The 24,706-nt window shown below is 47.3% G+C and carries 21 protein-coding genes; 16 read left to right on the plus strand and 5 right to left on the minus strand.

Features of this window, described 5'->3' with window-relative positions; all coding sequences use genetic code 11:
* Positions 1–5 precede the first annotated feature (5 nt).
* Positions 6–914 (minus strand): recombination-associated protein RdgC, encoded by a 909-nt coding sequence (locus IE074_RS02185; RefSeq protein WP_189383804.1) that lies wholly within the window; start codon positions 912–914, stop codon positions 6–8.
* 355 nt (positions 915–1,269) lie between these two features.
* Here IE074_RS02185 and recA point away from each other — a divergent pair, with 355 nt between their 5' ends.
* Both recA and recX read left to right on the plus strand, forming a co-directional pair.
* Entirely contained in the window at positions 1,270–2,334 is a 1,065-nt protein-coding gene (recA, locus tag IE074_RS02190; protein WP_189383805.1) for a recombinase RecA, read from the plus strand.
* Between the two features lie 73 nt (positions 2,335–2,407).
* Positions 2,408–3,103: a recombination regulator RecX gene (gene recX, locus IE074_RS02195; RefSeq protein ID WP_189383806.1), complete on the plus strand. Its 696-nt coding sequence runs from the start codon at positions 2,408–2,410 to the stop codon at positions 3,101–3,103.
* A 62-nt stretch (positions 3,104–3,165) separates the two neighbouring features.
* Here recX and argH read toward each other — a convergent pair whose 3' ends face one another.
* Positions 3,166–4,581, minus strand: a complete 1,416-nt coding sequence (argH, locus tag IE074_RS02200) for an argininosuccinate lyase (protein ID WP_189383807.1) — start codon at positions 4,579–4,581, stop codon at positions 3,166–3,168.
* Positions 4,582–4,712: 131 nt separating this feature from the next.
* Between argH and IE074_RS02205 the strand changes: the two genes are divergently transcribed.
* Positions 4,713–6,389: an NAD+ synthase gene (locus IE074_RS02205; protein WP_189383808.1), complete on the plus strand. Its 1,677-nt coding sequence runs from the start codon at positions 4,713–4,715 to the stop codon at positions 6,387–6,389.
* A gap of 67 nt (positions 6,390–6,456) precedes the next feature.
* Positions 6,457–6,795 (plus strand): P-II family nitrogen regulator, encoded by a 339-nt coding sequence (locus tag IE074_RS02210; RefSeq protein ID WP_169294486.1) that lies wholly within the window; start codon positions 6,457–6,459, stop codon positions 6,793–6,795.
* A gap of 36 nt (positions 6,796–6,831) precedes the next feature.
* On the opposite strand, the gene IE074_RS02215 is transcribed toward IE074_RS02210, so the two are convergent.
* Complete coding sequence (locus IE074_RS02215) at positions 6,832–7,416, minus strand: chorismate--pyruvate lyase family protein (protein WP_189383809.1); 585 nt, start codon at positions 7,414–7,416, stop codon at positions 6,832–6,834.
* An 86-nt stretch (positions 7,417–7,502) separates the two neighbouring features.
* On the opposite strand from IE074_RS02215, the gene IE074_RS02220 reads away from it, so the two are divergent.
* Together IE074_RS02220 and IE074_RS02225 are read left to right on the plus strand one after the other, a co-directional pair.
* Positions 7,503–8,228: a pseudouridine synthase gene (locus IE074_RS02220; RefSeq protein ID WP_189383810.1), complete on the plus strand. Its 726-nt coding sequence runs from the start codon at positions 7,503–7,505 to the stop codon at positions 8,226–8,228.
* Positions 8,229–8,245: 17 nt separating this feature from the next.
* Positions 8,246–8,806 (plus strand): SecDF P1 head subdomain-containing protein, encoded by a 561-nt coding sequence (locus IE074_RS02225; RefSeq protein ID WP_189383811.1) that lies wholly within the window; start codon positions 8,246–8,248, stop codon positions 8,804–8,806.
* 107 nt (positions 8,807–8,913) lie between these two features.
* Here the strand turns inward: IE074_RS02225 and xth are convergent, their stop codons facing one another.
* On the minus strand, positions 8,914–9,687 hold the full coding sequence (gene xth, locus IE074_RS02230) for an exodeoxyribonuclease III (protein ID WP_189383812.1): 774 nt from the start codon (positions 9,685–9,687) through the stop codon (positions 8,914–8,916).
* 103 nt (positions 9,688–9,790) lie between these two features.
* Between xth and IE074_RS02235 the strand changes: the two genes are divergently transcribed.
* The 10 genes from IE074_RS02235 to IE074_RS02280 all read left to right on the plus strand — a co-directional run bounded on the left by IE074_RS02235 (position 9,791) and on the right by IE074_RS02280 (position 22,162).
* The gene (locus IE074_RS02235; RefSeq protein ID WP_189383813.1) at positions 9,791–10,972 is read left to right on the plus strand and encodes an acetyl-CoA C-acyltransferase family protein; all 1,182 of its coding nucleotides are present in this window, start codon (positions 9,791–9,793) and stop codon (positions 10,970–10,972) included.
* A complete protein-coding gene (locus tag IE074_RS02240; protein ID WP_189383814.1) occupies positions 10,972–11,751 on the plus strand; it encodes a spermidine synthase in 780 nt (259 codons plus the stop codon). Before IE074_RS02235 ends, IE074_RS02240 begins: the two co-directional genes overlap by 1 nt.
* A gap of 92 nt (positions 11,752–11,843) precedes the next feature.
* Positions 11,844–12,815 (plus strand): ABC transporter substrate-binding protein, encoded by a 972-nt coding sequence (locus tag IE074_RS02245; RefSeq protein ID WP_189383815.1) that lies wholly within the window; start codon positions 11,844–11,846, stop codon positions 12,813–12,815.
* 110 nt (positions 12,816–12,925) lie between these two features.
* On the plus strand, positions 12,926–13,813 hold the full coding sequence (locus IE074_RS02250) for an ABC transporter permease (protein ID WP_189383816.1): 888 nt from the start codon (positions 12,926–12,928) through the stop codon (positions 13,811–13,813).
* A 4-nt stretch (positions 13,814–13,817) separates the two neighbouring features.
* Complete coding sequence (locus IE074_RS02255) at positions 13,818–14,612, plus strand: ABC transporter ATP-binding protein (protein WP_189383817.1); 795 nt, start codon at positions 13,818–13,820, stop codon at positions 14,610–14,612.
* Between the two features lie 280 nt (positions 14,613–14,892).
* Entirely contained in the window at positions 14,893–16,095 is a 1,203-nt protein-coding gene (locus IE074_RS02260) for an efflux RND transporter periplasmic adaptor subunit (protein WP_189383818.1), read from the plus strand.
* Between the two features lie 8 nt (positions 16,096–16,103).
* Positions 16,104–19,361: a multidrug efflux RND transporter permease subunit gene (locus tag IE074_RS02265; RefSeq protein ID WP_189383819.1), complete on the plus strand. Its 3,258-nt coding sequence runs from the start codon at positions 16,104–16,106 to the stop codon at positions 19,359–19,361.
* Positions 19,358–20,806 (plus strand): efflux transporter outer membrane subunit, encoded by a 1,449-nt coding sequence (locus tag IE074_RS02270; protein ID WP_189383820.1) that lies wholly within the window; start codon positions 19,358–19,360, stop codon positions 20,804–20,806. The genes IE074_RS02265 and IE074_RS02270 overlap by 4 nt, the downstream gene beginning before the upstream one ends.
* A gap of 19 nt (positions 20,807–20,825) precedes the next feature.
* On the plus strand, positions 20,826–21,536 hold the full coding sequence (locus tag IE074_RS02275) for a pyridoxine 5'-phosphate synthase (protein WP_189383821.1): 711 nt from the start codon (positions 20,826–20,828) through the stop codon (positions 21,534–21,536).
* Between the two features lie 38 nt (positions 21,537–21,574).
* Positions 21,575–22,162: a nitroreductase family protein gene (locus IE074_RS02280; RefSeq protein ID WP_189383822.1), complete on the plus strand. Its 588-nt coding sequence runs from the start codon at positions 21,575–21,577 to the stop codon at positions 22,160–22,162.
* Between the two features lie 153 nt (positions 22,163–22,315).
* Here IE074_RS02280 and IE074_RS02285 read toward each other — a convergent pair whose 3' ends face one another.
* Positions 22,316–24,697: a DUF3772 domain-containing protein gene (locus IE074_RS02285; protein ID WP_189383823.1), complete on the minus strand. Its 2,382-nt coding sequence runs from the start codon at positions 24,695–24,697 to the stop codon at positions 22,316–22,318.
* Between the last annotated feature and the right edge of the window lie 9 nt (positions 24,698–24,706).

The following is a 24,706-nucleotide window of genomic DNA, read 5'->3' on the forward strand; positions in this document are numbered from 1 at the left end:
CAATTTTATTGTGGGCCGGATTTTTTTTCACCGCCCAGGGCACCCACCAGGTCATCCAGTAAATTGGCCAGTTCGGCACACATCAGTGTCATGTCGGCATCAAAGCGTTCGGTGTCATCCATATTTGAAAAATCGCTGCCTTCCGTCAGGATATCCAGTGGCGTGACTCGTTTGATATCCAGGGATTCGTTCAGGATAAATGAAACCCTGTCAGCCCAGGTAAGCGCCAGGCGAGTGCATTGCTTGCCCGCTTCTATGTGTTTGGTAACGTCTTCCTTTTCTGGTGTCTGGCGCACGTAGCGGACAGTAGCGCGATTTTCTGCGCTAGAACGCAATTCGACATCCTGGTCGATGCTAAAGTTTGCCGGCGCCTCGTCCTGGAGCAGCCATTCAGTCATGGCGGCAGAGGGGGATTGCTCGGTAAACAGGCTTTGAACGGGTAAAGGATCCAATACTTTTGCCAGCATGCCAATAACTTCATCAGATTTGGCTGCTGCGGCAGCATCAATAATTAACCAGTGGTTTTTGGTGTCTATCCATACTTTGGTATCACGAAAAATGCTAAAGGCCTTGGGCAATAACTCCTCGGTAACCTGTTCCTTGATTTCCTTAAGCTGTTTGCGACCAGGTCTGTAGCCTTGCTGCTCTTCAATTTCCTGGGCTTTTGCTTTGGTAAACTGGTTAATGACTGTTGCAGGCAGCAGTTTTTTTTCTACGCGCAATGCCAGCAGGTACTGACCATTTAGCGCGTGAACCAAAGCGCCATTATTGCAGGGTGATACCCAGCCCATGTTTTGCATATCCGAGCGGTTGCCAGGCTGAAAAAGCTGTTTCTCGAGCTTGGCCTCGAGATCCTGGACAGAAATTTGCCAAATGGGCGATAGACGAAAGACTTTCAGGTTTTTGAACCACATATTTTTCTGCCAAAAGTATCGATTTTAACGTATGAAGGCAAAAAAAACCTGCCAGGGTTGCTGGCAGGAAAATACGGGAACGTGTACAACGCAAAAGTTGCGGGGCGCTGTACAGCGATGAGAAAAAAAACTGTTGCCAAAAAGGAGCTTGGAATTTGACCAGGCAGTTTGTTCCCATTTGGTAACTATAAGGATAACATCTGACAATGTCCTGAATTGATAAGGTAAACAGGTTAATATTTATTGTTTGGTGAAATTATGCAAATAATATCACTACTGTCTATGCATACAGTATAATTTAATGCGATAATGTTCAATTGAATTTATTTTGAAGTCACCCAATTAAGGACCCTCCATGGACGACAAACAATCCAAAACAGCATCAGCAGAACGCGCAAAGGCCCTGGCGGCCGCCTTGTCCCAAATAGAAAAACAGTTTGGCAAAGGCTCTGTCATGCGCTATGGCGACAATGAGGTCGCGCACGATATCCAGGTCGTTTCCACTGGCTCCCTGGGCCTGGATATCGCACTGGGTGTTGGTGGTTTGCCACGCGGTCGGGTTATTGAAATTTATGGCCCTGAATCTTCCGGCAAAACAACACTGACTTTGCAGGTTATTGCTGAAATGCAAAAAATTGGCGGTACCTGCGCCTTTGTCGATGCCGAACATGCCCTGGATGTCCAGTATGCTGCAAAATTAGGGGTCAACTTAAGTGATTTGCTTATTTCCCAGCCAGACACCGGTGAGCAGGCCCTTGAAATTACCGATGCACTGGTTCGCTCCGGCTCGGTAGACTTAATCGTTATCGACTCGGTGGCTGCCTTAACTCCCCGTGCCGAAATCGAAGGTGACATGGGTGACAGTCTGCCAGGCCTGCAGGCCCGCTTAATGAGCCAGGCATTGCGTAAATTAACGGCCTCCATCAAACGCACCAATTGCATGGTTATCTTCATTAACCAGATCCGCATGAAAATCGGTGTCATGTTTGGCAGCCCTGAAACCACAACCGGTGGTAATGCCCTTAAGTTCTATGCCTCAGTCCGTCTTGATATCCGCCGTATCGGCTCCATCAAGAAAGGAGATGAAATTATCGGCAATGAAACCCGGGTTAAAGTAGTTAAAAACAAGGTTTCACCTCCCTTTAAACAGGCCGAGTTCGACATCATGTATGGTGCCGGTATTTCCCGTCAAGGTGAAGTCATCGATCTTGGTGTTCAGGCTGGCATTGTAGACAAAGCCGGTGCCTGGTATAGCTACAATGGCAATAAAATCGGCCAAGGCAAAGACAATGTTCGCGAGTATCTTAAAGAACACCCTGATATGGCCTTTGAAATTGAAAACAGGATCCGTGAAAACCTGGGCATTATTTCCCAGGCACAATCCATAGCGCCTACCAGTGATGAGGCTGAAATTGAATAACGCTGTCCACAGAACACGTTTTAAGTCATGAATCCGCTCTCATTCCCACGCTCCCGCGTGGGAATGCATATCGATGAATCACCATTACTTTAATGATTTAGATGATGACAATGATGATTTTGAAACGGTTCGAGTTTCAAAATCATCATCTGTGCCTGCAGCATCCAGCGCTGCCAGGGCGGGGAGCTCGAGCGGCCCTTCCGAGGGCAAGGGGCCGTTTACCCGCAGGGCCAGCCAGCCATCACAAAACAATAGCCAGGAAATAGTCCGAACCTCTGATTTGCAAAAAGCAAAAAAAGCCACCAAAGCCGCCAATAAAAAAACAGGCATCTCTTTGCTGGCAAGAGCAATTAACCTGCTTTCCCGGCGCGAACATTCCGAACTTGAGCTAAGCCGAAAACTGCTTCCTCATGCCGAGTCCCTAGAAGAGCTAGAGCAAGTGCTGGCTCGCCTGAAAAAAGAAAACTGGCAATCAAACCAGCGTTTTACCCATACTTTTGCACAACAAAAATCATCAAAATGGGGTGCGGCAAAAATTCTTCAAGAGTTAAAACATCATAAGCTCAATGCCGAAGACATTTCCGACATCAAAGAAGAACTGGAGCAAACCGAACAACAACGCGCTTATGAAGTCTGGTTCAAGAAGTTCCGGGGGGTAAAGTATGAAACCCCCCAGGAATACGCCCGCCAAATACGCTTTTTACTGTCCAGGGGGTTTAGTTCAGAGGTGGTGCGGAAGATAGTGGGCGGGGGATATTTTGAAGATTAATCCTGCCACCCAGCTATTGAAACGCCATGGTCTTTTCGTCTGGAACGCCTATCACCCGCCCATCAGCCGCGGGTTTCTGCCAGAATTCGCTCGGCTTCTTCCTTGACCCTTGCCGGTGCGGTGCCACCAATATGATTGCGTGAAGACACGGATCCTTCCAGTGTTAACACTTCAAATACATCGGCTTCAATGCTGGCGTTGAATTCCTGCAATTGTTCAAGGGTTAAGTCTGCCAGGTCACAATTGCTTTCTTCACATTTCCTTACGGCCAAAGCAACGGTTTCATGGGCATCCCTGAAAGGCAGACCCTTTTTAACCAGGTAATCGGCCAGGTCAGTAGCGGTAGAAAAGCCCTGCAGGGCCGCGGCACGCATGTTTTCAGGCTTGACCTTGATGCCACCTACCATGTCCGCAAAAATGGTCAGGGTATCACGTAAGGTATCGGCAGAATCAAACAAGCCTTCCTTGTCTTCCTGGTTGTCTTTGTTGTAGGCAAGCGGCTGGCCTTTCATAAGGGTAAGCAAGGCAATCAGGTTGCCATTGACACGCCCCGTTTTACCACGCGCCAGTTCAGGTACGTCGGGGTTTTTCTTTTGCGGCATGATAGAGCTGCCGGTGCAGAAACGGTCGGCCAGTTCAATAAAGCCAACACGGGGGCTCATCCACAAAATCAACTCTTCTGACAGGCGTGAAATATGGGTCATCACCAAAGAAACTGCCGCACAGAACTCGATGGCAAAGTCACGGTCGGAAACGGCATCCAGAGAGTTGCGGCAAACACCGTCAAACTCAAGGGTGCGCGCCACACGTTCACGGTCAATCGGATAAGAAGTGCCTGCCAGGGCTGCAGCGCCCAAGGGCAGTTGATTAACCCGTTTACGGCAGTCTTGCAGGCGTTGGGCATCACGGGCAAACATTTCGGCGTAGGCCAGCAGGTGGTGGCCGAAAGTGACGGGCTGGGCAACTTGCAAGTGGGTAAAGCCTGGCATGATGGTATCGTGGTGATCTAGCGCCACGGTTGCAAGCGCCTGGCGCAGTTGCACCAGTAGCTGGCCTGAGATGTCAATTTCCTCGCGCAGCCACAGCCGGATATCAGTAGCAACCTGGTCATTACGTGAGCGCCCGGTATGCAGGCGCTTACCGGCATCTCCAATCAACTCAACCAGACGTTTTTCAATATTCAGGTGAACATCTTCAAGATCAAGCAGCCATTCGAACTGACCCTGTTCAATTTCAACCATGATTTGTTGCATGCCTTTTTGAATATTGGCAAGGTCTTGAGCAGAAATTACCCCAACATGAGCCAGCATATCAGCATGAGCCAGGGAGCCCTGGATATCAAAGCGGGCCAGCCGTTTGTCAAAATCAACCGAAGCGGTGTAGCGCTTGACCAAATCTGATACCGGTTCGCTGAAACGGGCAGACCAGGCCTGTGCCTTGTTGTCAAATTGATTTTGCGGAGATGTATTGTTGGTCATAATTATGCAGGAATAGGATAAAAAGTAAAAAATTGGAAGAAGAAATTTATACTAATTATAAGTATTTTATTCGTTGAGAAAGCGCAACTGTGTTTTAATTAAAAGTTTAATGGATATTTGACTTTTCTATCATGGAAGCACCTATTTTAATCGGTTTGGCTCAAATTAATGCAACGGTTGGGCGTTTTGCAGACAATGCGGCGCTTATCTTGCAAGCCGCACAAAAGGCCTATGAGCATGGTGTGGATGTACTTGTTTTGCCTGAACTGGCGCTGGTGGGCTATCAACCTGAAGATTTGCTGCTGCGACCTGAGTTCATTAAGGAGCAGGCTTCCGAGTTTGAGAAATTATGTGCCAGACTGGCGGGTTTGACCAACCTGCATATATTAATAGGTCATGTAGTCAAGACTGCCAAAGGCATACACAATTGTGTCTCGTTGGTGGTTAATGGCAAGATTGAAGGGGTTTATTTCAAGCAGGAATTGCCCAATTATTCTGTTTTTGATGAAAAGCGTTATTTTACTGCCGGCACTGAACCCTTTGTTTTTACGCTTAAGGGACATTGTTTTGGTGTGGCCATCTGTGAAGACACCTGGTTGCCTAATGTGCCCCAACAGGCGGCCCAGGCTGGGGCGCAAACATTGCTGGTGTTAAATGCATCACCTTACACCATGAATAAAGATGACCAGCGTATCGAGGTCATGCAGAAAAACATCTGTGAACACGATATGGCCGTTGTCTATTGCAATATGGCAGGAGGACAGGATGAGCTGGTTTTTGACGGCAACTCTTTTGTGCTTGATGCACAGGGACAGCTGATTCAGGAACTGAATACTTTTGTCCAGGCCCTGGGTGTCGTGAAATTAAAAGAAAAAACATTAACAGCAGAGCAAGCCTTGCCACTTGCACTGCCGCAGGATGGCAATTCCTTGCCATTTCATGGTGTACTCAAAAACAATGCCGAACCACTGGAGTCTGAAATCTGGCGCGCATTGGTGTTGGCAACACAAGACTACCTGGGCAAAAACTTTTTTAAAAAAGCCTTGCTGGGTTTGTCAGGGGGTATTGATTCGGCCGTGGTGCTTGCTGTAGCAGTAGATGCCATTGGTGCCCAAAATGTACAGGCGGTCATGATGCCGTCAGAATATACGGCAGATATTTCCGTGACCGACTCCCAGGACATGGCACAGCGATTGGGCATTAGTTACCATGAAGTTGCCATTGCCAGCATGTTCGAAACTTATTTGAATGCCTTGTCACCCATCTTCGCCAATGTTCCCGTTGATACTACCGAGGAAAACCTTCAGGCACGTATTCGTGGCACATTGTTAATGGCCATCTCAAACAAGTTTGGCTCGGTTGTTTTAACAACCGGGAATAAATCCGAACTGGCTACCGGCTACTGTACATTGTATGGAGATATGGTGGGGGGGTTTGCCATACTTAAAGATTTGCCCAAAACCTGGGTTTACCGCCTTGCAAAATGGCGTAACACCATTACTGCCGTCATCCCCGAAAGAATCATCACCCGTCCCCCTTCAGCCGAGCTAAGACCTGATCAGACCGATCAGGACAGTTTGCCTGAATACGATATTCTGGATGGCATCATCGAACGAATGATGGAGCAGGATCAGTCATCAGAAGAAATTATTGCGGCAGGCTATGCCCGTCAAGAAGTTGAAAAAGTAGCCCGTCTGCTGAGAATTAATGAGTACAAACGCCGGCAGGGTGCGCCCGGTCCTAAATTAACGCGAAGGGCATTTGGACGTGACTGGCGCTATCCAATTACCAATGGATATCATTTCTAGCATTATCAAATGGCTTGGTCAGGTTAAAATCCAAAACAATGAACATGATAATTGAAGGACAGACAAGGTGAAATTAGTAACAGCAATAATCAAACCTTTTAAACTCGATGAGGTTCGCGAAGCCTTGGCTGAAATTGGGGTTAGCGGCCTGACGGTAACCGAAGTCAAAGGTTTTGGTCGCCAGAAGGGGCATACCGAACTTTACCGTGGCGCAGAGTATGTTGTGGACTTTTTGCCAAAAGTAAGAATAGAACTTGCGATACCAGACAGTCAGGTTGATGCTGCCCTTGAGGCCATCGTAAAGGCGGCTCGGACAGGCAAAATCGGAGATGGCAAAATTTTTGTCACCCATATCGAAAAAGCCGTTCGGATTCGTACCGGCGAGCTTGATGACCAGGCGCTCTAGAAAATAAGCGGGTCTGGTATTCAAGCCCAGGTATTTTTATGCTACATTCTGTTTTTTGTTTTGACTGGCGGCAGGAATGATTTCATTCCAGAAGGCAGGTAAAAAACATTCGGTCACCAATAGGGGCTGCCTGTTTTTCCAGAATGTTGAACGTCTGGCAAGTGTTGGTTTGGCAGGAACAGGGTGTAAAACCTGGGCCAGAGTGCTGTATATGGGCATGGTTCTTTTAACAAGTCCGCATTCGAAGTTTGACCGTGCAATGGCACGATCAGTGTAAAGAATATCTGCCAAAGGACGGGTTCTTAATTTCCTGATGCCTTGCCAAACGCCATGCGAGGCTTTTAACGGAGTCAGACTGCGTGCGGCAACCGCTGGAATGCCATTGATGGACATTATAATTTCCCGCACCCATACTGGACTGGATATAAACTGCCTGCAAGTGCCAGCCTCATCGTAGGGCAGGCTTTGTATGCATTCTTTCAATATCCTTATTTCAACAATGCCGAGTTGCCGCAAACCGCCAGTTAGTGCCCCTGGTCGAAACAACCATTGCTTTTGTATGCCTTCAAGTTTTGGAGGAGGAGCAAGTAGCCAGTTTGGAGTGTCTGTATAAGTGTTCATTACCACAAATGTTCATTTTTTATAAATGGAATATATCAATAATTCACTCAGCATTGAGTTGAAATGCAAAAAAAATTGAGAAATAAATGGAAAAAGCAAGAATTTCTAAACTCATGTCCGAAAAAGGGATGTGTTCACGCCGTGAAGCGGATGCCTACATAGAGCGTGGGTGGGTAAAAGTGGATGGCAGGGTGGTGGGTTTGGGTGACAAGGCCTATCCCAACCAAACAATCACACTTGATAAAATGGCGCAGGCAAGACAAACCGCAAGGGTAACCATTATCCTTAATAAGCCGGTTGGCTATGTGTCTGGACAGGCTGAAGGTGGGTATCGACCCGCTGCCAGTTTAATTACCCCCGAACGTCAGTTTGATAAAGGTCGTCAACGGTTTGAACCAGGCCATCTTCGTGGTCTGGCACCCGCTGGCAGGCTGGATATCGATTCACAGGGTTTGCTGGTATTAACCCAGGATGGCCGTATTGCCAAGCAGCTGATTGGTGAAGATTCAGAGGTGGAAAAAGAATATCTGGTCAGGGTTGAAGGCAGAATTCAGGGCAATGGCCTGAGTCTGCTGAATCATGGCCTGACATTGGACGGACAGGCCTTGCGTCCGGCAGAAGTTTCATGGTTGAATGATGATCAGTTAAAATTCATTTTGCACGAAGGCAAGAAACGGCAAATTCGTCGCATGTGTGAATTGGTGGGTCTTAAAGTGGTTGGTCTTAAACGGGTTCGTATGGGCAATGTCACCTTGGCAGACTTGCCTGTAGGGCAGTGGCGATACTTGAAAGGGCACGAACGCTTCCTTTAACATTGATTGGAAATAGTATGAGTATAAAAAAATTTGTAAATCTCACTATACTTGGGGCAACTTTTCTACTTGCCGGTTGCGAGACCATAGAGTTATTTCCTGATGATCGCAAAGGAGGAACCCTGCTGAGCGATGTCCCGGTCTTGCCTGTTGAGCAAGAGCCTCTCAGGCAGCCGTCGGGGTTGCCCCAACAGCCTGCAGGGGTTGCTTCTTCCCTGGTGATATATGTTTCATCCATGACACCTCTGGCGGGCTATATTCCCGTTCAGCAAAGTGGTCAGCTGGTCTATGTGGATCCAAGCCAAACCTTAATCAGGAATGACTTGCAAAATGTCATTGCCAAACAGGATGGCGCGGGTAATGTATATGTTGACCTGCACTTTTCCGGGCAGGGTAGTGCAAAACTTGCCGACTTTACCAGTCGTAATATTGGTAAAAACCTAACCGTTACCATGAATAACAAGCTTGTTTCCATCCTTGCCATTAACGAGGGCATAAGCACGGGGCATTTATTTGTTCCCATGACGACTGCTGCCCAGGCCAGTGACCTTGAACAGCGAATCCAGGATGGTGAATAATTAAAAAAAGCCAGTAATAGTGAACTGATGTCGATGGGCCCAACAAGCGGGTTTATTGGATGCGGGTGGCCTGAGTCTGGTGTTGCGCCAAACCCGGGCCATTTTCATCAAATGGTAATTGTGGCAATGACAGGGGTATGATCTGATGGCTGTTCATTCCTGCGTGGTTGTTTGTCTATCACGCATTCCGTACATAAATCCCGCAATGGCCTTGAAAGCAGGATATGGTCAATTCGTAAACCGGCATTGCGCCTGAAGCCCATCATGCGGTAATCCCACCAGCTGAATGACTTTTCTTCCTGCTCAAACAGGCGGAAGGAATCACTTAATCCCAAATCGAGCAAGCGTTGAAAAGCCTCGCGTTCGGAAGGTGAAACCAAAATATCGCCACTGTATTTATCATGTACATCACGATCTTCCGGTGCTACATTGTAATCTCCTAAAACAGCCAGATTCGGGTATTTCTGAAGTTGTTGTTCCAGATACTGGTGCAAGGCCCTGAACCATTCAAGCTTATAGGTATATTTATCACTTTCCAGTGAGCTGCCATTTGGACAGTAGGCACAAATGATGCGTATATCTCCGATTGCAGAAGGAACGGTAATACTGATCAATCTTTGCTGCTCATCAGGGAAAAACGGATTGTTCAGTGTAATATCAAGTGGCGTCTGTTTGGAAATTATGGCTACGCCGTTATAGGTTTTCTGACCTGTCCAGGCACACTGATAGCCCAGCTCTTTAAACGCATCTAGCGGAAATTTATCGGTTTCCTGCTTCAGTTCCTGAAGACACAGTGCATCAACGGGGTTTTCCTGTAGCCAGGCAATCACTTGCGGCAATCTTACCTTCAGTGAGTTGACGTTCCAGGTTGCTATTTTCATGTATTAATAAATCCTTTGAGATAGAAGGCGATCTGGGTTAAATTTAAAGGCTATTTTAGTTCAAAATAATATTTACGTTTTTTTTACCAAAAGGAGTGAAGAGATGAGCGGGATTTTTGTGGTTTCTGGTGTAAGAACGGCTATTGGTGATTTTGGTGCTTCCTTAAAAGATGTGCCCCCATGCGACTTGGGTAGCACGGTGATTAAAGAAGCGCTTGCCAGGGCAAGTCTTTCTGGTACCGATGTGGGTCATGTCGTCGTTGGGCATGTCGCCAACACCGAGCCTCGTGACATGTATGTTTCCCGTGTGGCATCCGTGAACGCGGGCGTCTCTATCGAAACGCCCGCGTTCAATGTGAACCGTCTTTGCGGGTCTGGCTTGCAGGCCATTGTTTCTGCCGCCCAGTCCATCATGCTGGGAGATGCTTCAGTTGCCGTGGCTGCCGGTGTTGAAAACATGAGTCGGGCACCCTATATATTGCCGGCCCACCGTTTTGGTGCCCGTATGGGTGATAGCGTTGCCATGGACATGATGACCGGGGCCCTGTCAGATCCTTTTGAAAAAATCCATATGGGCGTAACCGCTGAAAATGTGGCGAAAAAATTCAATATCACCCGCGAAGAGCAGGATGAGTTGGCCATGGAGTCTCATCGCCGCGCCATTCATGCCATTGATAACGGCTACTTTAAAGAGCAAATTGTTCCAATCGTGCAAAAAACACGTAAAGGTGATGTAATATTCGATACCGATGAGCATGCCCGTCGTGATATCACTCTTGAAAGCCTGTCAAAACTGAAACCGGTTTTTGTTCGTGAAAATGGTACGGTAACTGCTGGAAATGCCTCAGGCATTAACGATGGTGCTGCGGCTGTGGTTCTCATGAATGCTGAAGAGATCAAGCAGCGCAATGTGAAGCCGCTTGCCCGTCTGGTGGCTTATGCGCATGCAGGCGTAGAGCCTGGGCTTATGGGTATTGGTCCGGTACCGGCAACGCAAAAAGCATTGGCCAAGGCAGGCCTTACCATTAATGATATTGACATCATCGAGGCTAATGAGGCATTTGCGGCACAAGCTTGTGCCGTCAGCAAGGCGCTGGGCTTTGATCCGGCAAAAGTCAATCCCAATGGCAGCGGTATCAGTCTGGGGCACCCCATTGGGGCAACAGGCACTATTATTACAGTAAAAGCCTTGTACGAGCTGCAGCGTATTCAAGGTAAATACGCATTGGTTACCATGTGTATTGGTGGTGGCCAGGGTATTGCAGCGATTTTTGAGCGAGTTTAATGGCAAGCAGAAAACTGGAACCCCATCCTGTGCATGACGCACCCGCAATGTCTGAACAGGATGGCATACGTTATTTACATTTCGACAGTGTCTGGATGCAAGGTGCAATGCAGGTTTCCAAGCCTTCTCACCTTGTTTTTGAATATACCGAGCAAATGATGGCCTGGTTATTGTTCCTGTCACCACCTAAAGATAAAAGCATTGGTATTTTGGGTTTGGGGGCAGGCGCCTTAACGCGATTTTGCCTCAGGCATACGCAAAGCCAGGTCATTACCGTAGAGTGGAATCCGATGGTAACGGCTATATGCCAGTCTTATTTCCGTCTGGGCCATCACAAAAGACACTCCATGATTCATGATGATGCCCATGAGTGGGTTACCGACCCGCTCAATCACGACAGTTGTGCTGTGCTCATGGTTGATTTATACGATTATACGGCCCAGGGGCCAGTATGCAATTCATTGTTGTTTTACCAGGGTTGCCGTCGTGTGCTGGGTGATCTGGGTATTGCGGTCATCAACCTTTTTGGACATCATCCCAGTTTCCATTCCAATATCAGGAATATCAACAAAGCCTTTGCAAACCGGGTAATCATGTTTCCTGAAACCGAAGATGGAAACCGGATCGTTTTGGCTTTTACCGGACCGCCACTTGAAATTGAGGAAGAGGTTTTGGCTGCCCGTGCGGCCGATGTTGAGCGCCGCTATGGTTTGCCTGCCACAAAGTGGATAAGGGCTTTGTCTGGAGAACCTCAAACCGATGGTTTGTTGAGGTTTTAACTGCGATATCCTGGCACATGCTGGTTTTTACCAGTATTACGGGTAAATGGCATGTGTGAGAATTCAGAATTACTGTTTAGTCTGGAGTTGTCATGTTTTTGAAAAAATTTAAATTGGGTTTTGGGGCTGCTTTATTGGCAGCAGTATTGGCATCTAATCTGGCTTACGCCCAAGAAAAGTCTGTAGCCATTACCGCCATTGTCGAGCACCCCGCGCTTGATTCAGTTCGTGACGGTGTTATAGAAGCACTTGAAAAAAATGGCTATATAAAAGGTAAAAACCTGGAGTTGGATTACCAGAGTGCACAAGGCAACACTGGCACGGCAGCACAAATTGCCCGCCAGTTTATTGGTGACAAGCCCGATGTCATCGTGGCAATTGCCACACCTTCAGCTCAGGCCGTTGTTGCCGCCACCAAGCAAATTCCAGTGGTGTATTCCGCAGTTACCGACCCGGTAGCGGCACAACTGGTTTCAACCGTCGAGGCATCTGGCAGTAACGTTACAGGTGTGTCCGATGTGCTTGAGCTTGAAAAGCAGGTGGACTTGATCAGGCGCGTAGTGCCTGATGCCAAGAAAGTTGGAATGGTATATAACCCAGGTGAGGCCAACTCTGCTGTTGTCGTCAAACGACTGCATGAGTTGCTGCCCAAAGAAGGTATGGAGTTGATCGAAGCGGCGGCCCCCCGGTCTGTTGATGTGGGCTCTGCCGCACGAAGCCTGATTGGCAAGGTGGATGTTATTTACACCAACACGGACAACAACGTCGTGTCTGCCTATGAGGCACTGGTTAAAGTGGGGAATGAAGCTGACATCCCCCTGATTGCCTCTGATACTGACAGTGTCAAGCGTGGTGCCATTGCAGCCCTGGGTATCAACTATAAAGATCTGGGTATCCAGACAGGTGAAATCGTTGTACGTATCCTGAAAGGTGAGAATCCAGGCACTATTCCTTCACAAACCAGCTCAAAACTGGAGCTTTATGTGAATCCTGCCGCGGCCAAAAACCAGGGGATCGAATTATCTGAAGAGCTCTTGAAATCAGCCGCTGTTGTTGTGGAGTAAAAATCGCTGAATTACAAATCCTGTTTTATCAGGATTTGTAATTCATACTGGAATTTAGTGGTATTGATGTGTATCGTTGTACCTTATCCGACCAATAATTACTCATAAACATGTCTTTATTTTCCTCTCTTGGTGCGTTTGAACTGGGTTTTATTTACAGTCTTGTGGCACTTGGTGTTTTTATTTCCTTTCGAATCCTGCGCTTTCCTGACCTGACTGTTGATGGAACGTTTGCAACGGGTGGAGCTATTGCTGCCCTGGTCATCAGCCTGGGTGGAAATCCTTTTCTGGCAACGGCTTTTGCCATGCTGGCCTGCGCGTTTGCCGGCATGATAACCGGTTGGCTTAATGTGAAATTGGGGATTATGGATTTGCTGGCCAGTATTCTCATGATGACTGCCCTGTACTCCATCAATCTAAGAATCATGGGGGGGCCGAATATACCGCTAATCACCAATGACACCGTCTTTTCTCTCCTGCAGCCCACATCCCTCGAGGACTATTTCTGGCGCCCGCTTCTTTTATTATTGGTTGTGCTAATTGCCAAATTGCTTTTAGACCGCTATTTTGCCACTCAATCAGGGCTGGCCATGCGCTCAACCGGTTCAAATCTCAGGATGGCCAGGGCACAGGGTATTTCAACCGACCGCATGATTATGTTGGGCATGGCCATCTCAAATGCCCTGGTTGGACTGGGGGGGGCATTATTTGCCCAATCTCAAGGCGGATCTGACATTTCAATGGGAATAGGTACTATTGTGATTGGTCTGGCAGCGGTAATTGTTGGGCAAAGCATCATTCCTGCCCGCAGGTTTGTTTATGTAACGCTGGCGGTTATTATTGGCGCCGTGCTGTATCGCTTTTTCATTGCGCTGGCCTTAAACAGTGACTTCATCGGGCTTAAGGCGCAAGACCTTAACCTGGTTACTGCCTTGCTGGTTACTTTTGCACTTATTTTGCCGAAACTTAATAAAATGCTGAAAGCGAAAAAAGGTTAACGATATGCTGAAAGCAGAAAATTTACGTATTACTTTTAATCCGGGCACGCCTATTGAAACCCGTGCCTTGCAAGGCATGTCACTAACCATCCCGGAAGGGCAGTTTGTTACGGTCATTGGTTCAAATGGCGCCGGGAAATCCACTTTTTTAAATGCCATTGCCGGTGAGGTCATGGTAGATTCAGGTCGTATCCTGCTTAATGATATTGATGTCACCCGTGTGCCCGGCTGGCAGCGTGCAAGCAATGTGGCGAGAGTATTCCAGGATCCTATGGCAGGAACCTGCGAAGACCTGACCATCGAAGAAAACCTGTCTTTGGCTTATAACCGGGGGCAATCAAGAGGCCTGAGCCATGCCATCAAGCCGTTCATGAAAGCGCTTTTCAGAGAGCGCCTGGCTATTCTTGGGCTAGGGCTTGAAAATCGTCTTACCGATCGCATAGGGCTGCTTTCAGGTGGGCAGCGGCAGGCGGTCAGTTTGCTGATGGCCGCCTTGCAACCCAGCAAGATTTTATTACTTGACGAGCATACTGCAGCACTAGACCCAAGAACGGCTCACTTTGTACTTGAATTAACGCAAAAACTGGTTGAAGAGCAAAAATTAACCACCATGATGGTAACCCATAGCATGAGGCAGGCCCTTGAAACCGGCGAAAGAACCGTCATGTTGCACCAGGGCCAGGTCGTGCTTGATGTTAGCGGAGAAAAGCGCAAGGGAATGAGTGTTTCCGATCTTCTTCAAATGTTTGAAAAAGTCAGGGGTGAACAGGTTTCTGATGACGCTCTTTTATTAGGTTAGTCAAAACAATTTCATTATGCTGATCTAAAATGCGCGATTATTGCATCGTTAAAGCGTTTGCTTAGCCTGTTTCATGCTGTTGCCAGCAACTTTTTTTATATTTGAATGGCCAAATAAATACCTATAGGGTTTAACTGTTGCTTAGGCAAATGTTTTTTCCTGTAATGGGTTGAATGTTGCTTAGGCAATTATTTTTCCTCTATAATTTAAAGTATCTTTTAATTGAATCAACATTTTCAATAAAAATATCCTTAAAGGGTATTTTTCGGGTCACAGTCAAATGAGAATAAAATCAACCTTTGCCAGTCATAAAATTGCGGCATTGCTTGCATGTTCGGTGCTTCTATTAAGTGGTTGCGGAAAAGAAGAGGCGGCTAATCCCGCCGCAGCCGGTGGGCCTCCTGTATTTCCTGTTTCTACTATTAAAGTAGAGCCTGATGAGGCCCGTATTTACACCACATTATCCGGTCGGGTAGCGGCTATTAAAGATGCTGAAGTTCGCGCCCGGGTTACCGGCATTATCCAAAGTATTGAATTCAAGCAGGGAAGTGTTGTAAAAGAAGGGCAGTTGCTGTTTAAAATAGATCCGGCCACCTACCAGGCAGCGGTCAATCAGGCTGCCGCAGCGCTTGAGCAGGCTGAAGCGAATGCGCAAAGTGCGCGGTTACTGGCAAAACGTTATTCAACCCTGGTCAAGTCTGCTGCGGTAAGTCGTCAAGAGTACGATAATGCAGTTGCGCAGGCTGCCCAGGCGGAAGCGGCAATCAGTCAGGCCAAGGCCGCCCTTGATGCTGCTCAAATTAATCTTGGTTACACGGATGTCACTTCACCCATCGATGGCATCATCGGTGAAGCATTTGTTACTGAAGGTGCTTTGGTGAGTGCTGCCAGTGGTACTCATCTGGCTACTGTGCAACAGATTGATCAGGTTTACGTAGACTTCTCACAAACAACTGGTGAATTAAGCAATCTGCGCAAAGCCCTGGCTGACGGCCAGCTTAAACAGACGGAAACGGGTATGGCAGTTGTCCAGCTTGAAATGGGTGATGGCTCTCTTTATCCGGAAAATGGCAAGCTGCTTTTTACCGGAGTCACGGTAAACCCGACAACCGGTCAGGTTACCTTGCGTTCTGTTTTCCCTAACCCGCAACATCTTCTGTTACCAGGCATGTTTGCCCAGGTAAGGCTGGAACAGGGCGTTAATCCACAGGCACTGATGGTGCCAAGCCAGGCCTTGCAACGCACACCAGACGGCCTGGTAAAACTGTTGTTGGTTAAAGATGATAAAGTCGTCTCTGTCGCGGTTGAAGAGGGCAATTCAGTTAATGGCAATACCATTATCAATAAGGGGCTGAGCCCTAATGACGAAGTCATTGTCGAGGGCTTTCAGAAAGCACAGCCTGGCGGCACGGTAAAACCCATTCCCTGGAAAAAAACCTCAGGTGAAGAAACAGCCGACTCCAATAAATCTGCCGAAAACTGAGAAGATATATGTCTAACTTCTTTATTAATCGCCCGATTTTCGCCTGGGTTGTTGCCATTATCATTTTCTTCGCAGGCGTGATTGCGATCCCGTTCATGCCGGTGGCGCAATATCCGGAAGTTGCTCCGCCCACCATTAACATTAGTGCCACTTACCCAGGCGCTTCTGCTGAAGATGTAGCGCAACAGGTTACCAGCGTCATTGAAAATGAGCTGAATGGAGCGGAAAACCTTCTCTATTATTCATCAACCAGTGATGCTTATGGCCGCTCAGACATTGATGTCGTTTTCAAGCCGGGTACCGATCCAAATATGGCCCAGGTTGAAGTGCAGAACAAGGTGGCCAACGTCTCATCCAAACTGCCTCAGGCAGTAATGGATCAAGGCCTCCGGTTCAGCAAGAGTTCGGCCGGTTTCCTGCTGATTGTTGCCCTTAGTTCCACTGACGGCTCGACCTCTGCGGCCGAGCTGGGTGACTACATCACCCGAAATATTCAAAACTCGATTTCCCGAATAGAAGGGGTGGGCACGTTCCAGCTTTTTGCCGCACCCAGAGCCATGCGTATCTGGACCGATCCTGCCAAGTTAACCAGTTATGGCATGACCATGTCAGATGTGAGTGCCGCGTTGGCAGCACAAAACAGGGCAATTTCAGCCGGTACCCTGGGCGCACCTCCAACGCCTGAGGATCAGGCAATTAGCGCCATTGTATCCACCAACGGCCAGCTGGAAACTGCTGACGAGTTTGCCAATATCGTTTTGCGTGCCAATCCTGATGGTTCTATTGTTCGTGTCAAAGATGTGGCCAGGGTTGAAATCGGTTCAGACTCGTATCAGTTTAGTTCCCGCCTGAACGGGGCGCCATCTGCCTCTTTCGCCATTTCCCTGGCGCCTAATGCCAATGCCCTTTCAACGGCTAAATTAATCAGGGATGAAATGGAGAATCTGTCACGCTATTTCCCTGAAAACGTGACTTACAGCATTCCTTACGATACCGCACCCTATGTTGACGCATCTATCACACAAGTTGTGAATACACTGATAGAGGCCATGATCCTGGTGTTTATCGTTATGTTCGTGTTTCTGCAAAATATCAGGTATACGGTCATTCCCGCTGTAGTGGTGCCAATTGCCCTTATGGGTACAGTGGCTACATTGCTGTTTATGGGCTACTCCATTAATACCCTTACCATGTTTGCCATGGTTCTGGCGATTGGTATTTTGGTGGATGATGCGATTGTAGTGGTTGAAAACGTTGAACGGATCATGTCAGAAGAAGGGTTATCACCCAAAGATGCCACCTATAAGGCTATGCCACAAATTGGCGGTGCCATTGTCGGTATTACACTGGTCCTGATGACCGTATTTGTTCCACTGGTTTTCATGAGCGGCTCAGCCGGTGTTATTTATCGCCAGTTTGCGGTATCCATGATTGTTTCAATCGGCTTCTCGGCTTTCCTTGCTTTAACTTTTACGCCCGCTTTGTGTGCAACCATTTTAAAACCCGTTGCCAAGGGGCATCATGAAGTCAAAAAGGGTTTTTTTGGCTGGTTTAATCGCGTCTTCAATAAAATAACCAGCGGTTATTCAGGCTGGGTTGGTGCTTTTATCAGAAAAGGCGGACGCATGATGCTGATCTATCTGATTCTTTCAGTTGGCATGGCATATATGTTCTTGCGTTTGCCCAGCTCATTCCTTCCCGATGAAGATCAAGGTTTTCTGATTGCCAACATTGAATTGCCATCAGGTGTTTCTGCCAACCGGACCATTGAAGTCATTGATACGGTAGAAAACTATTTTTCCAAACTGCCTGAAATGCAAAACATCATTACGGTTCAGGGCTTCAGTTTTAGCGGCACTGGTCTTAATTCGGCCATTGCTTTCATACCACTTAAAGACTTTTCCGAACGACAGGGGCCAGGGCAATCTGCCCAGGATCTTTCTGCCAAAGCAACAGGCAGTCTGTTATTTGGCATTCCCGATGCCATGGTTTTTGCTGTCATTCCACCTGCTATTCCCTCGTTGGGAACGGCAACCGGTTTTGACTTAAGACTGCAAGACAGGGGATCATTAGGTCAAGTGGTTTTACGTGATGCAGCCAATCAATTGCTTGGATTGGCCCAGAAAAGTGAAATTCTCACCCAAGTACGTATTTCCGGTCTTGGTCCCGGGCCACAGCTAAACGTGAATATTGATCGTGAAAAGGCGGCGGTACTTGGCGTTAACATGACTGAGGTTGCCAATGTATTGGGCAGCGCCATCGGTTCGGGTTATTTGGGTAAATTCCCCAATACCGGATGGATGCAAAACGTTTGGGTTCAATCTGATGCCCAGTTCCGCATGACACCCGAGGATATTCTCAGGCTCAAGGTACATAACGCCTCAGGCGAGCTTGTGGACATGTCTTCTTTTGTCAAGCTTGACTGGAGCCAGGGCCCAACCCAGGTCAGTCGCTTTAACAGCTTTGATGCCATCACCATTAGCGGACAAGCCAAACCGGGTTATTCCAACGGTGAGGCCATGGCCGAAATCGAACGCCTGATTGCGCAATTGCCCTCTGGCATTGGCTATGAATGGGCCGGGTTGTCATTTCAGGAAATCCAGGCAGGAAATCAGGCCCCCATTACTATGGCCCTGTCCCTGATTGTGGTTTTCCTGGTTCTGGCCGCCCTGTACGAAAGCTGGACAATTCCGGTGTCTGCCATGCTAATTGTTCCACTGGGTATGTTGGGTACGGTTGGTCTGGTTACCTTGTCGGGCATGTCCAATGATATTTACTTCCAGGTGGGCATGATTACCGTTATTGGTTTGTCAGCCAAGAATGCCATTCTGATTGTAGAGTTTGCCAAAGATGCGTATGCCTCGGGCCGGGATTTGGTTGAGTCAACCATGGAAGCGGCACGTCTGCGTTTCAGACCAATTATCATGACTTCTTTTGCTTTCATTCTGGGTGTGTTACCGTTGGTGTTGGCAGATGGCGCAGGGGCAGCAGGTCAACGTGCCGTAGGTGTTGGTGTGATTGGTGGTATGCTGGCGGCCACGCCTTTCTCTGTGCTCTTTGTTCCCGTGTTTTTTGTTGTTGTCATGAAAATTTTCAAAACACGGCCACGCTTGTTAGGTGAGCAGGCCCAGTCTTTTGAAACTGAAAAAGAAGCTTATGCTTATCGGCACGAGATTTATAAAGATGTTGCCGAAATAGAAACGCTGGATCAGTCAAATTCAGGCGGCAAGAAAGATCAATCCTCTGAGGGTAATCCTGAAAAATGAATATCGTAAAACATTTCTCTCCAAAGTTGTCGGTAGTCTTGTTGGCAACTATATTGGCTGGATGTTCGTTAAGTCCAAATTACGAACGTCCTGGCATGCCTGTGCCTGATCAGTTTCCAGGGCAAGGCAGTTCACCTGCACAATCCGACGGTATTCAGCATACAGCTGACCTGGGATGGGAAACTTTTTTCAAGGATGAGCGCCTTAAGGCACTTATTCCAATAGCCCTTGAAAATAACCGTGACATGCGGATAGCCATTCAACGGGTAGAAGAGGCCCGTGCCTTGTACGGTATTCAGCGTAGTGACCGCTTTCCTCAAATTGGCGTCAATGCGCAGCAAACGGCTCAGCGCATGCCGGAAGATATGCGCGCAGGTGGCGCATTATCTCCGTCGGTCACTCGTAGCAATATTGCCGGTATTGGCATGACCAATTTTGAACTTGATTTTTTTGGCCGTCAAAGAAGTCTGTCTGAAGCGGCATTTGAACAATACCTTGCAACGCAACAGGCACGCACGACCGTTCAAATCAATCTGATCGGTCAACTGGCCTCCACATATTTCACCCTCAGAAATCTTGAGGCGCAAAAAGAACTGGTTAACAAAACCATCAAGTCACGTCAGGGAACGCTTAATCTGGTTCAAAGCCGTTACAGTGGTGGTGTAGCCTCTATACTTGATGTCAATCAGGCAAAAACCACGCTTGAAGCAGCAAAAGCATCGCTGGCGGAAATTACCCGTGGTGAAATGCGAGCCAGAAATGCCTTGCAATTAATTCTTGGTCAGCCTGTTCCTGCCAATTTACCACCAGCAGCACCATTTACCAGTGATGTTGTCATGGGTAAATTGCCAACCGGCTTGCCTTCAGCGTTGTTAACCCGTCGCCCAGACATACTTGCGGCCGAAAACAGGTTGAAAGCGGCTAATGCCAATATTGGTGCTGCTCGCGCTGCCTTCTTTCCATCAATTTCGTTAACCGGGCTCTTAGGTATTGCCAGTCCCGATCTGGGTTCCCTGTTTGATGGTGGCAATGGCATGTGGTCGTTTAATCCGGTCATTAATATTCCCATATTCACCGCTGGCAAATTAAGTAATAACCTTAATCTGGCTGAAGTACTCAGTGACATCGCCGTAGCTGAATATGAAAAATCCATCCAGACCGCTTTCCGTGAAGTGGCCGATGCCCTGGCGGGTGAGTCTACTTACCAGTCACAACTTGAGGCTTTAAGGGCACAACAGGCTGCAGCCTATGAAACGCTTAAAATTGCCAATTTGCGTTATTCAAGCGGTATAGACAGTTTCTTGCAGGTACAATCAGCAGAGGTTGCTTTGTTTACTGTACAGCAAGGTTTTTTGCAAACCGGGTTTGATTCCATTCAAAACCGGATAGAACTTTATAAAGCACTGGGTGGTGGTTGGACACAAACCTCCGTTATTTCAAAATAAATTTAGCATTCCGTATTGTATGATTGATTTAGGTGTAAATATTGATCACGTGGCTACTATCAGGCAGCAACGCCATAGTGTGTATCCAGACCCCATCAAGGCTGCCCTGTTGGCCGAACAGGCCGGTGCCGATGTCATTACCCTGCATCTGCGGGAAGATCGCCGCCATATTCAGGACAAGGATGTATACGAAATTCTTCCCCTGCTAACCACCCGGATGAATCTTGAGTGTGCCATTACTAATGAAATGCTGGATATTGCGTGTGATGTCAAGCCGCACGATGTCTGTCTTGTGCCGGAACGTCGTCAGGAATTAACCACGGAAGGCGGGTTGAATGTTCTTGAATCTTTTGAACGGGTGAAAGCGGCTGTTTCCAGATTGCATGATGCCGGCTCACGAGTCTCTTTATTCATAGACCCCAACATTGATCAAATCCATGCCGCTGCGAAGGCAGGAGCCACCGTGATTGAATTGCATACGGGTACTTATTCCGAAGCAATCGGAGATAAAGTAGAGGCAGAGCTTGAGCGTTTAAGGATAGCCATTGCAGAAGGGCTTAGGGCAGGCCTGAAAGTTCATGCCGGCCATGGATTGCACTACCAGAATGTCCAGGCCATTGTTGCATTGGGGGGTATATCAGAGTTGAATATTGGTCATGCCATAGTGGCTCAGGCCATTTTTGACGGCTGGGAAAAGGCGGTCCGTGACATGAAAGCGTTACTGCGTTAACCCCCTATTAATTGAATAATATTTATACAGGTTTTGCCATGAATGAAGCCATTAATTATCTTCTGAATCGTAACTCCATGAAAATGGTTACCTCTCCAGCTCCTTCTGACAAGGATTTGGCACTTATACTTCAGGCAGCGATGTCTGCCCCTGATCATGGTGCGCTTCGTCCATGGCGATTCAAGATTATCCGTGGCGAGGCTATTAAAAAATTTGCCGATTTTTCTATTGGTTTAAGACAGGCCAGCAACGAGCCTTTCAATCCCGACAAAGAAGCGGCAACACGCCAGTGGCTTGCTGAGGTCCCATTGATTATTGCGGTGGCTTGCCATATTGATTATAGCAATACAAAAATCAGTGAATCCGAACGTATGCTTGCTACAGGCGCAGCTGTCACCAATATTTTGAATGCGGCACATATGCTAGGGTATGGCGCATTCTGGAGCACTGGTATTGCCACTTATATTGATGAGTTTCAAACCGGTTTGGGATTCGACGCACTTGATTATCGATTCATGGGCTTTTTGGCTATTGGTACCCCTAAAATGCCTGTACCGCAAAAGGAACGTTTAAGTTACGAATTTTTTACCGAAGAATGGACAGGCCCGATTTCTGAAAATAACTGATATAAAAGGGTAATAAAGGGGTTGTGCATGCATTCTGTCATTTCCCCTTCATGACAAACCAGCCCAGGAATCAGCTTTAGAAATACAATTTCCGCCAATAATTCAACCAGCATTTAGAGCATTTGTGTCGCAAAAATGGCCAAAATACTTGTTTTAATTAACATTGCCTGGGGTGTGGTTTATTTGCTCAACTTGCAAAGGCATGCTTAGCAGGATATTTTCCTGGTGAAGTTTGTTTATTATTTCAAATAGCAATTCACTTTTAATGCGTCCTGCCAGGCGGGGACTAATCACAAAACAAGTGGCTATCATGATCAGGTTGCCACCCTCAATGCCGTCAAGACGAATATAAGGTTCCAGGCCCTGATCCTCAAGAACATCCTCATTGTTTTCAAAAATCGATAAGATGATATCCCTGACTTGGGCAGGATTAACTGACAGCGGCAGGGGAAGACGGATTTGTACACGTCCTTCGCTTTTACTAAGGGTCATGTTTCTGACAGACTTGGTAATGAATTCGGAATTTGGGACGATTAAGGTAGAGCGGTCACCCAGCTGGATTTCAGTTGCCCTGACGTTGATACGGCGGATATCACCTTCTTGCGTGCCAATAACCACCCAGTCACCGACCTTGACCGGTCTTTCTATCAACATGATCAAGCCAGAGATGAAGTTCTGTACAATGGCCTGAAGACCAAAACCGATACCCACTGAAAGGGCACTGGCAATCCAGGTCAGTTTTTCAAGACTGATTCCCAGGGTAGATAACATCAGGCTTACGGTGATAATGGCAACAATGTAACCAAGTACGGTCACAATACTTAAGCGCACGCCTGAATCGATATTGGTATTGGGGAAATATTTGCTGACAAGCCAGTTCTTAAGCAGACGGCCAATAATAGCTCCGCCCAGAATGATCATGATTGCGCTTAACAACATACCGGGCGTAATGAAGTTTTGCCAGGTTTGCAAAAATTCATCCAGTTTTCCATCCCGGTTAAACAAGCCGGTAAGACTGTTACCAAACGGAACCAGCAATATCATGACCAATGCATAAAACAGCAGCAGCTTTGTAATGCCAGACAAAATGGTTGAAAGCTGATTCAGGAAATTGGGTGTGATTTCATATTGTTCCACCAGACGTTTGCCAATAAGTCCCTGTGCTGCAATGCTGGCCTGGAACAAATCCTCACTTAGTTTAAATAATATATAAAAGGTCGACAGAATGATGACACCCCAGAGCAGCTGGGTAATCAGAAAAGAACCCAGGGCAACCAATCCAACAAGCGTAAAGACCAGTGTACCAATGACAATAATCCAGCACAGGACACGAAGAACGACTGGCCATACTGTGGCTGGGACCTGACTCGTCACATCTTGATTGTCAAGTGGAGTAATACGGTAATGGCGGGCAATTTTGCCTAGAATCAGAAAACCCAGCACCACCATGGAAAGGTTTGAAATAACCCTGAGACCCACTTCTGTCCCAAGAGAAATGCCAACCTTCGAACTGCTAATAATTATTGCCTGATGTACCACAATGAGTGTGGCAATTAACCAGGGATAGGGCTTGAGCGCATTGACCAGCGCGTTGCTAAGTGGCGGCAAGCGCCAGGACTCATGACGTACAGAGAACAGAGCATTCCCCAGACCTGTAATCAGTGAAGCGAAAATAATAGTGTAGATCACGGAAACCAGATACGCCTGTAGATCTGGGCTGACAATACCGTTCCAATTAAGACCGGCATATAAAAAATAAGTGGATAAACCAGTAATAATCACATTGTTAAGGATAATTCCAAGTGCTACCAGGGAGCGTCTGGCTCGTCCCGTCGGGATTTTCTCCATCGCAATCAGGCGAATCAGATTTTGCAAAAGCCGATTAAGCACAAAAGCGGTAATCAAAGAAAGAAAAATGCCCGCATAAAAGAAATTTTTATTTTCAGGCTCAAGGGCCTTCATGAAAACAGCAAAGACAGAGTCCGTAAATTTCTGTACCCTGGGGAAATCCGAGGACCAGGAGCGTGAAAACCCTTCCCAGAATGAAAACTTAAGTGGAGATTTAACCCTTTCAAACAATTCAGCCTGAAACTTGGCCCGGCTTTCCGCCATTAACTTCAAGCTACGCTGATCTCCCTCACTAATCAGTAACTTGGCAAGTTTGATATTGGCATCAATTCGTTCACGCTCTTTTTGCAAAGCGCTGCGCTGAGCCTCTATGTCTCTTGCTTCAGGGGTGATTGGGCCTTGCGATTCATCTGGTTTTGGGGCATCTGCCAGATTGCTTAATTTTGCGTCTATATCGGCCAATTCCTGGGTTTTGGTGCTAATAATTTGCTGGGCACCACCCTGGATTGTCTTTAATTTATCCAGTATTTTCTGAATGCTGTCATTATTTTCAATTGATTTCGGAAGTTCTTCAAGACTTGCCTGGATCTCTTCCAGAACCGGCAGTTTTTGCCCATTTTCCGCATAAACATTTGTACTGAAAGTCAGGAACGCGATAAAAATAGACAGGATGAGTCTAGGTAGCATAACGTTTGA

The sequence above is a fragment of the Advenella faeciporci genome, from assembly GCF_014652395.1.
GTDB lineage: Bacteria > Pseudomonadota > Gammaproteobacteria > Burkholderiales > Burkholderiaceae_B > Advenella > Advenella faeciporci.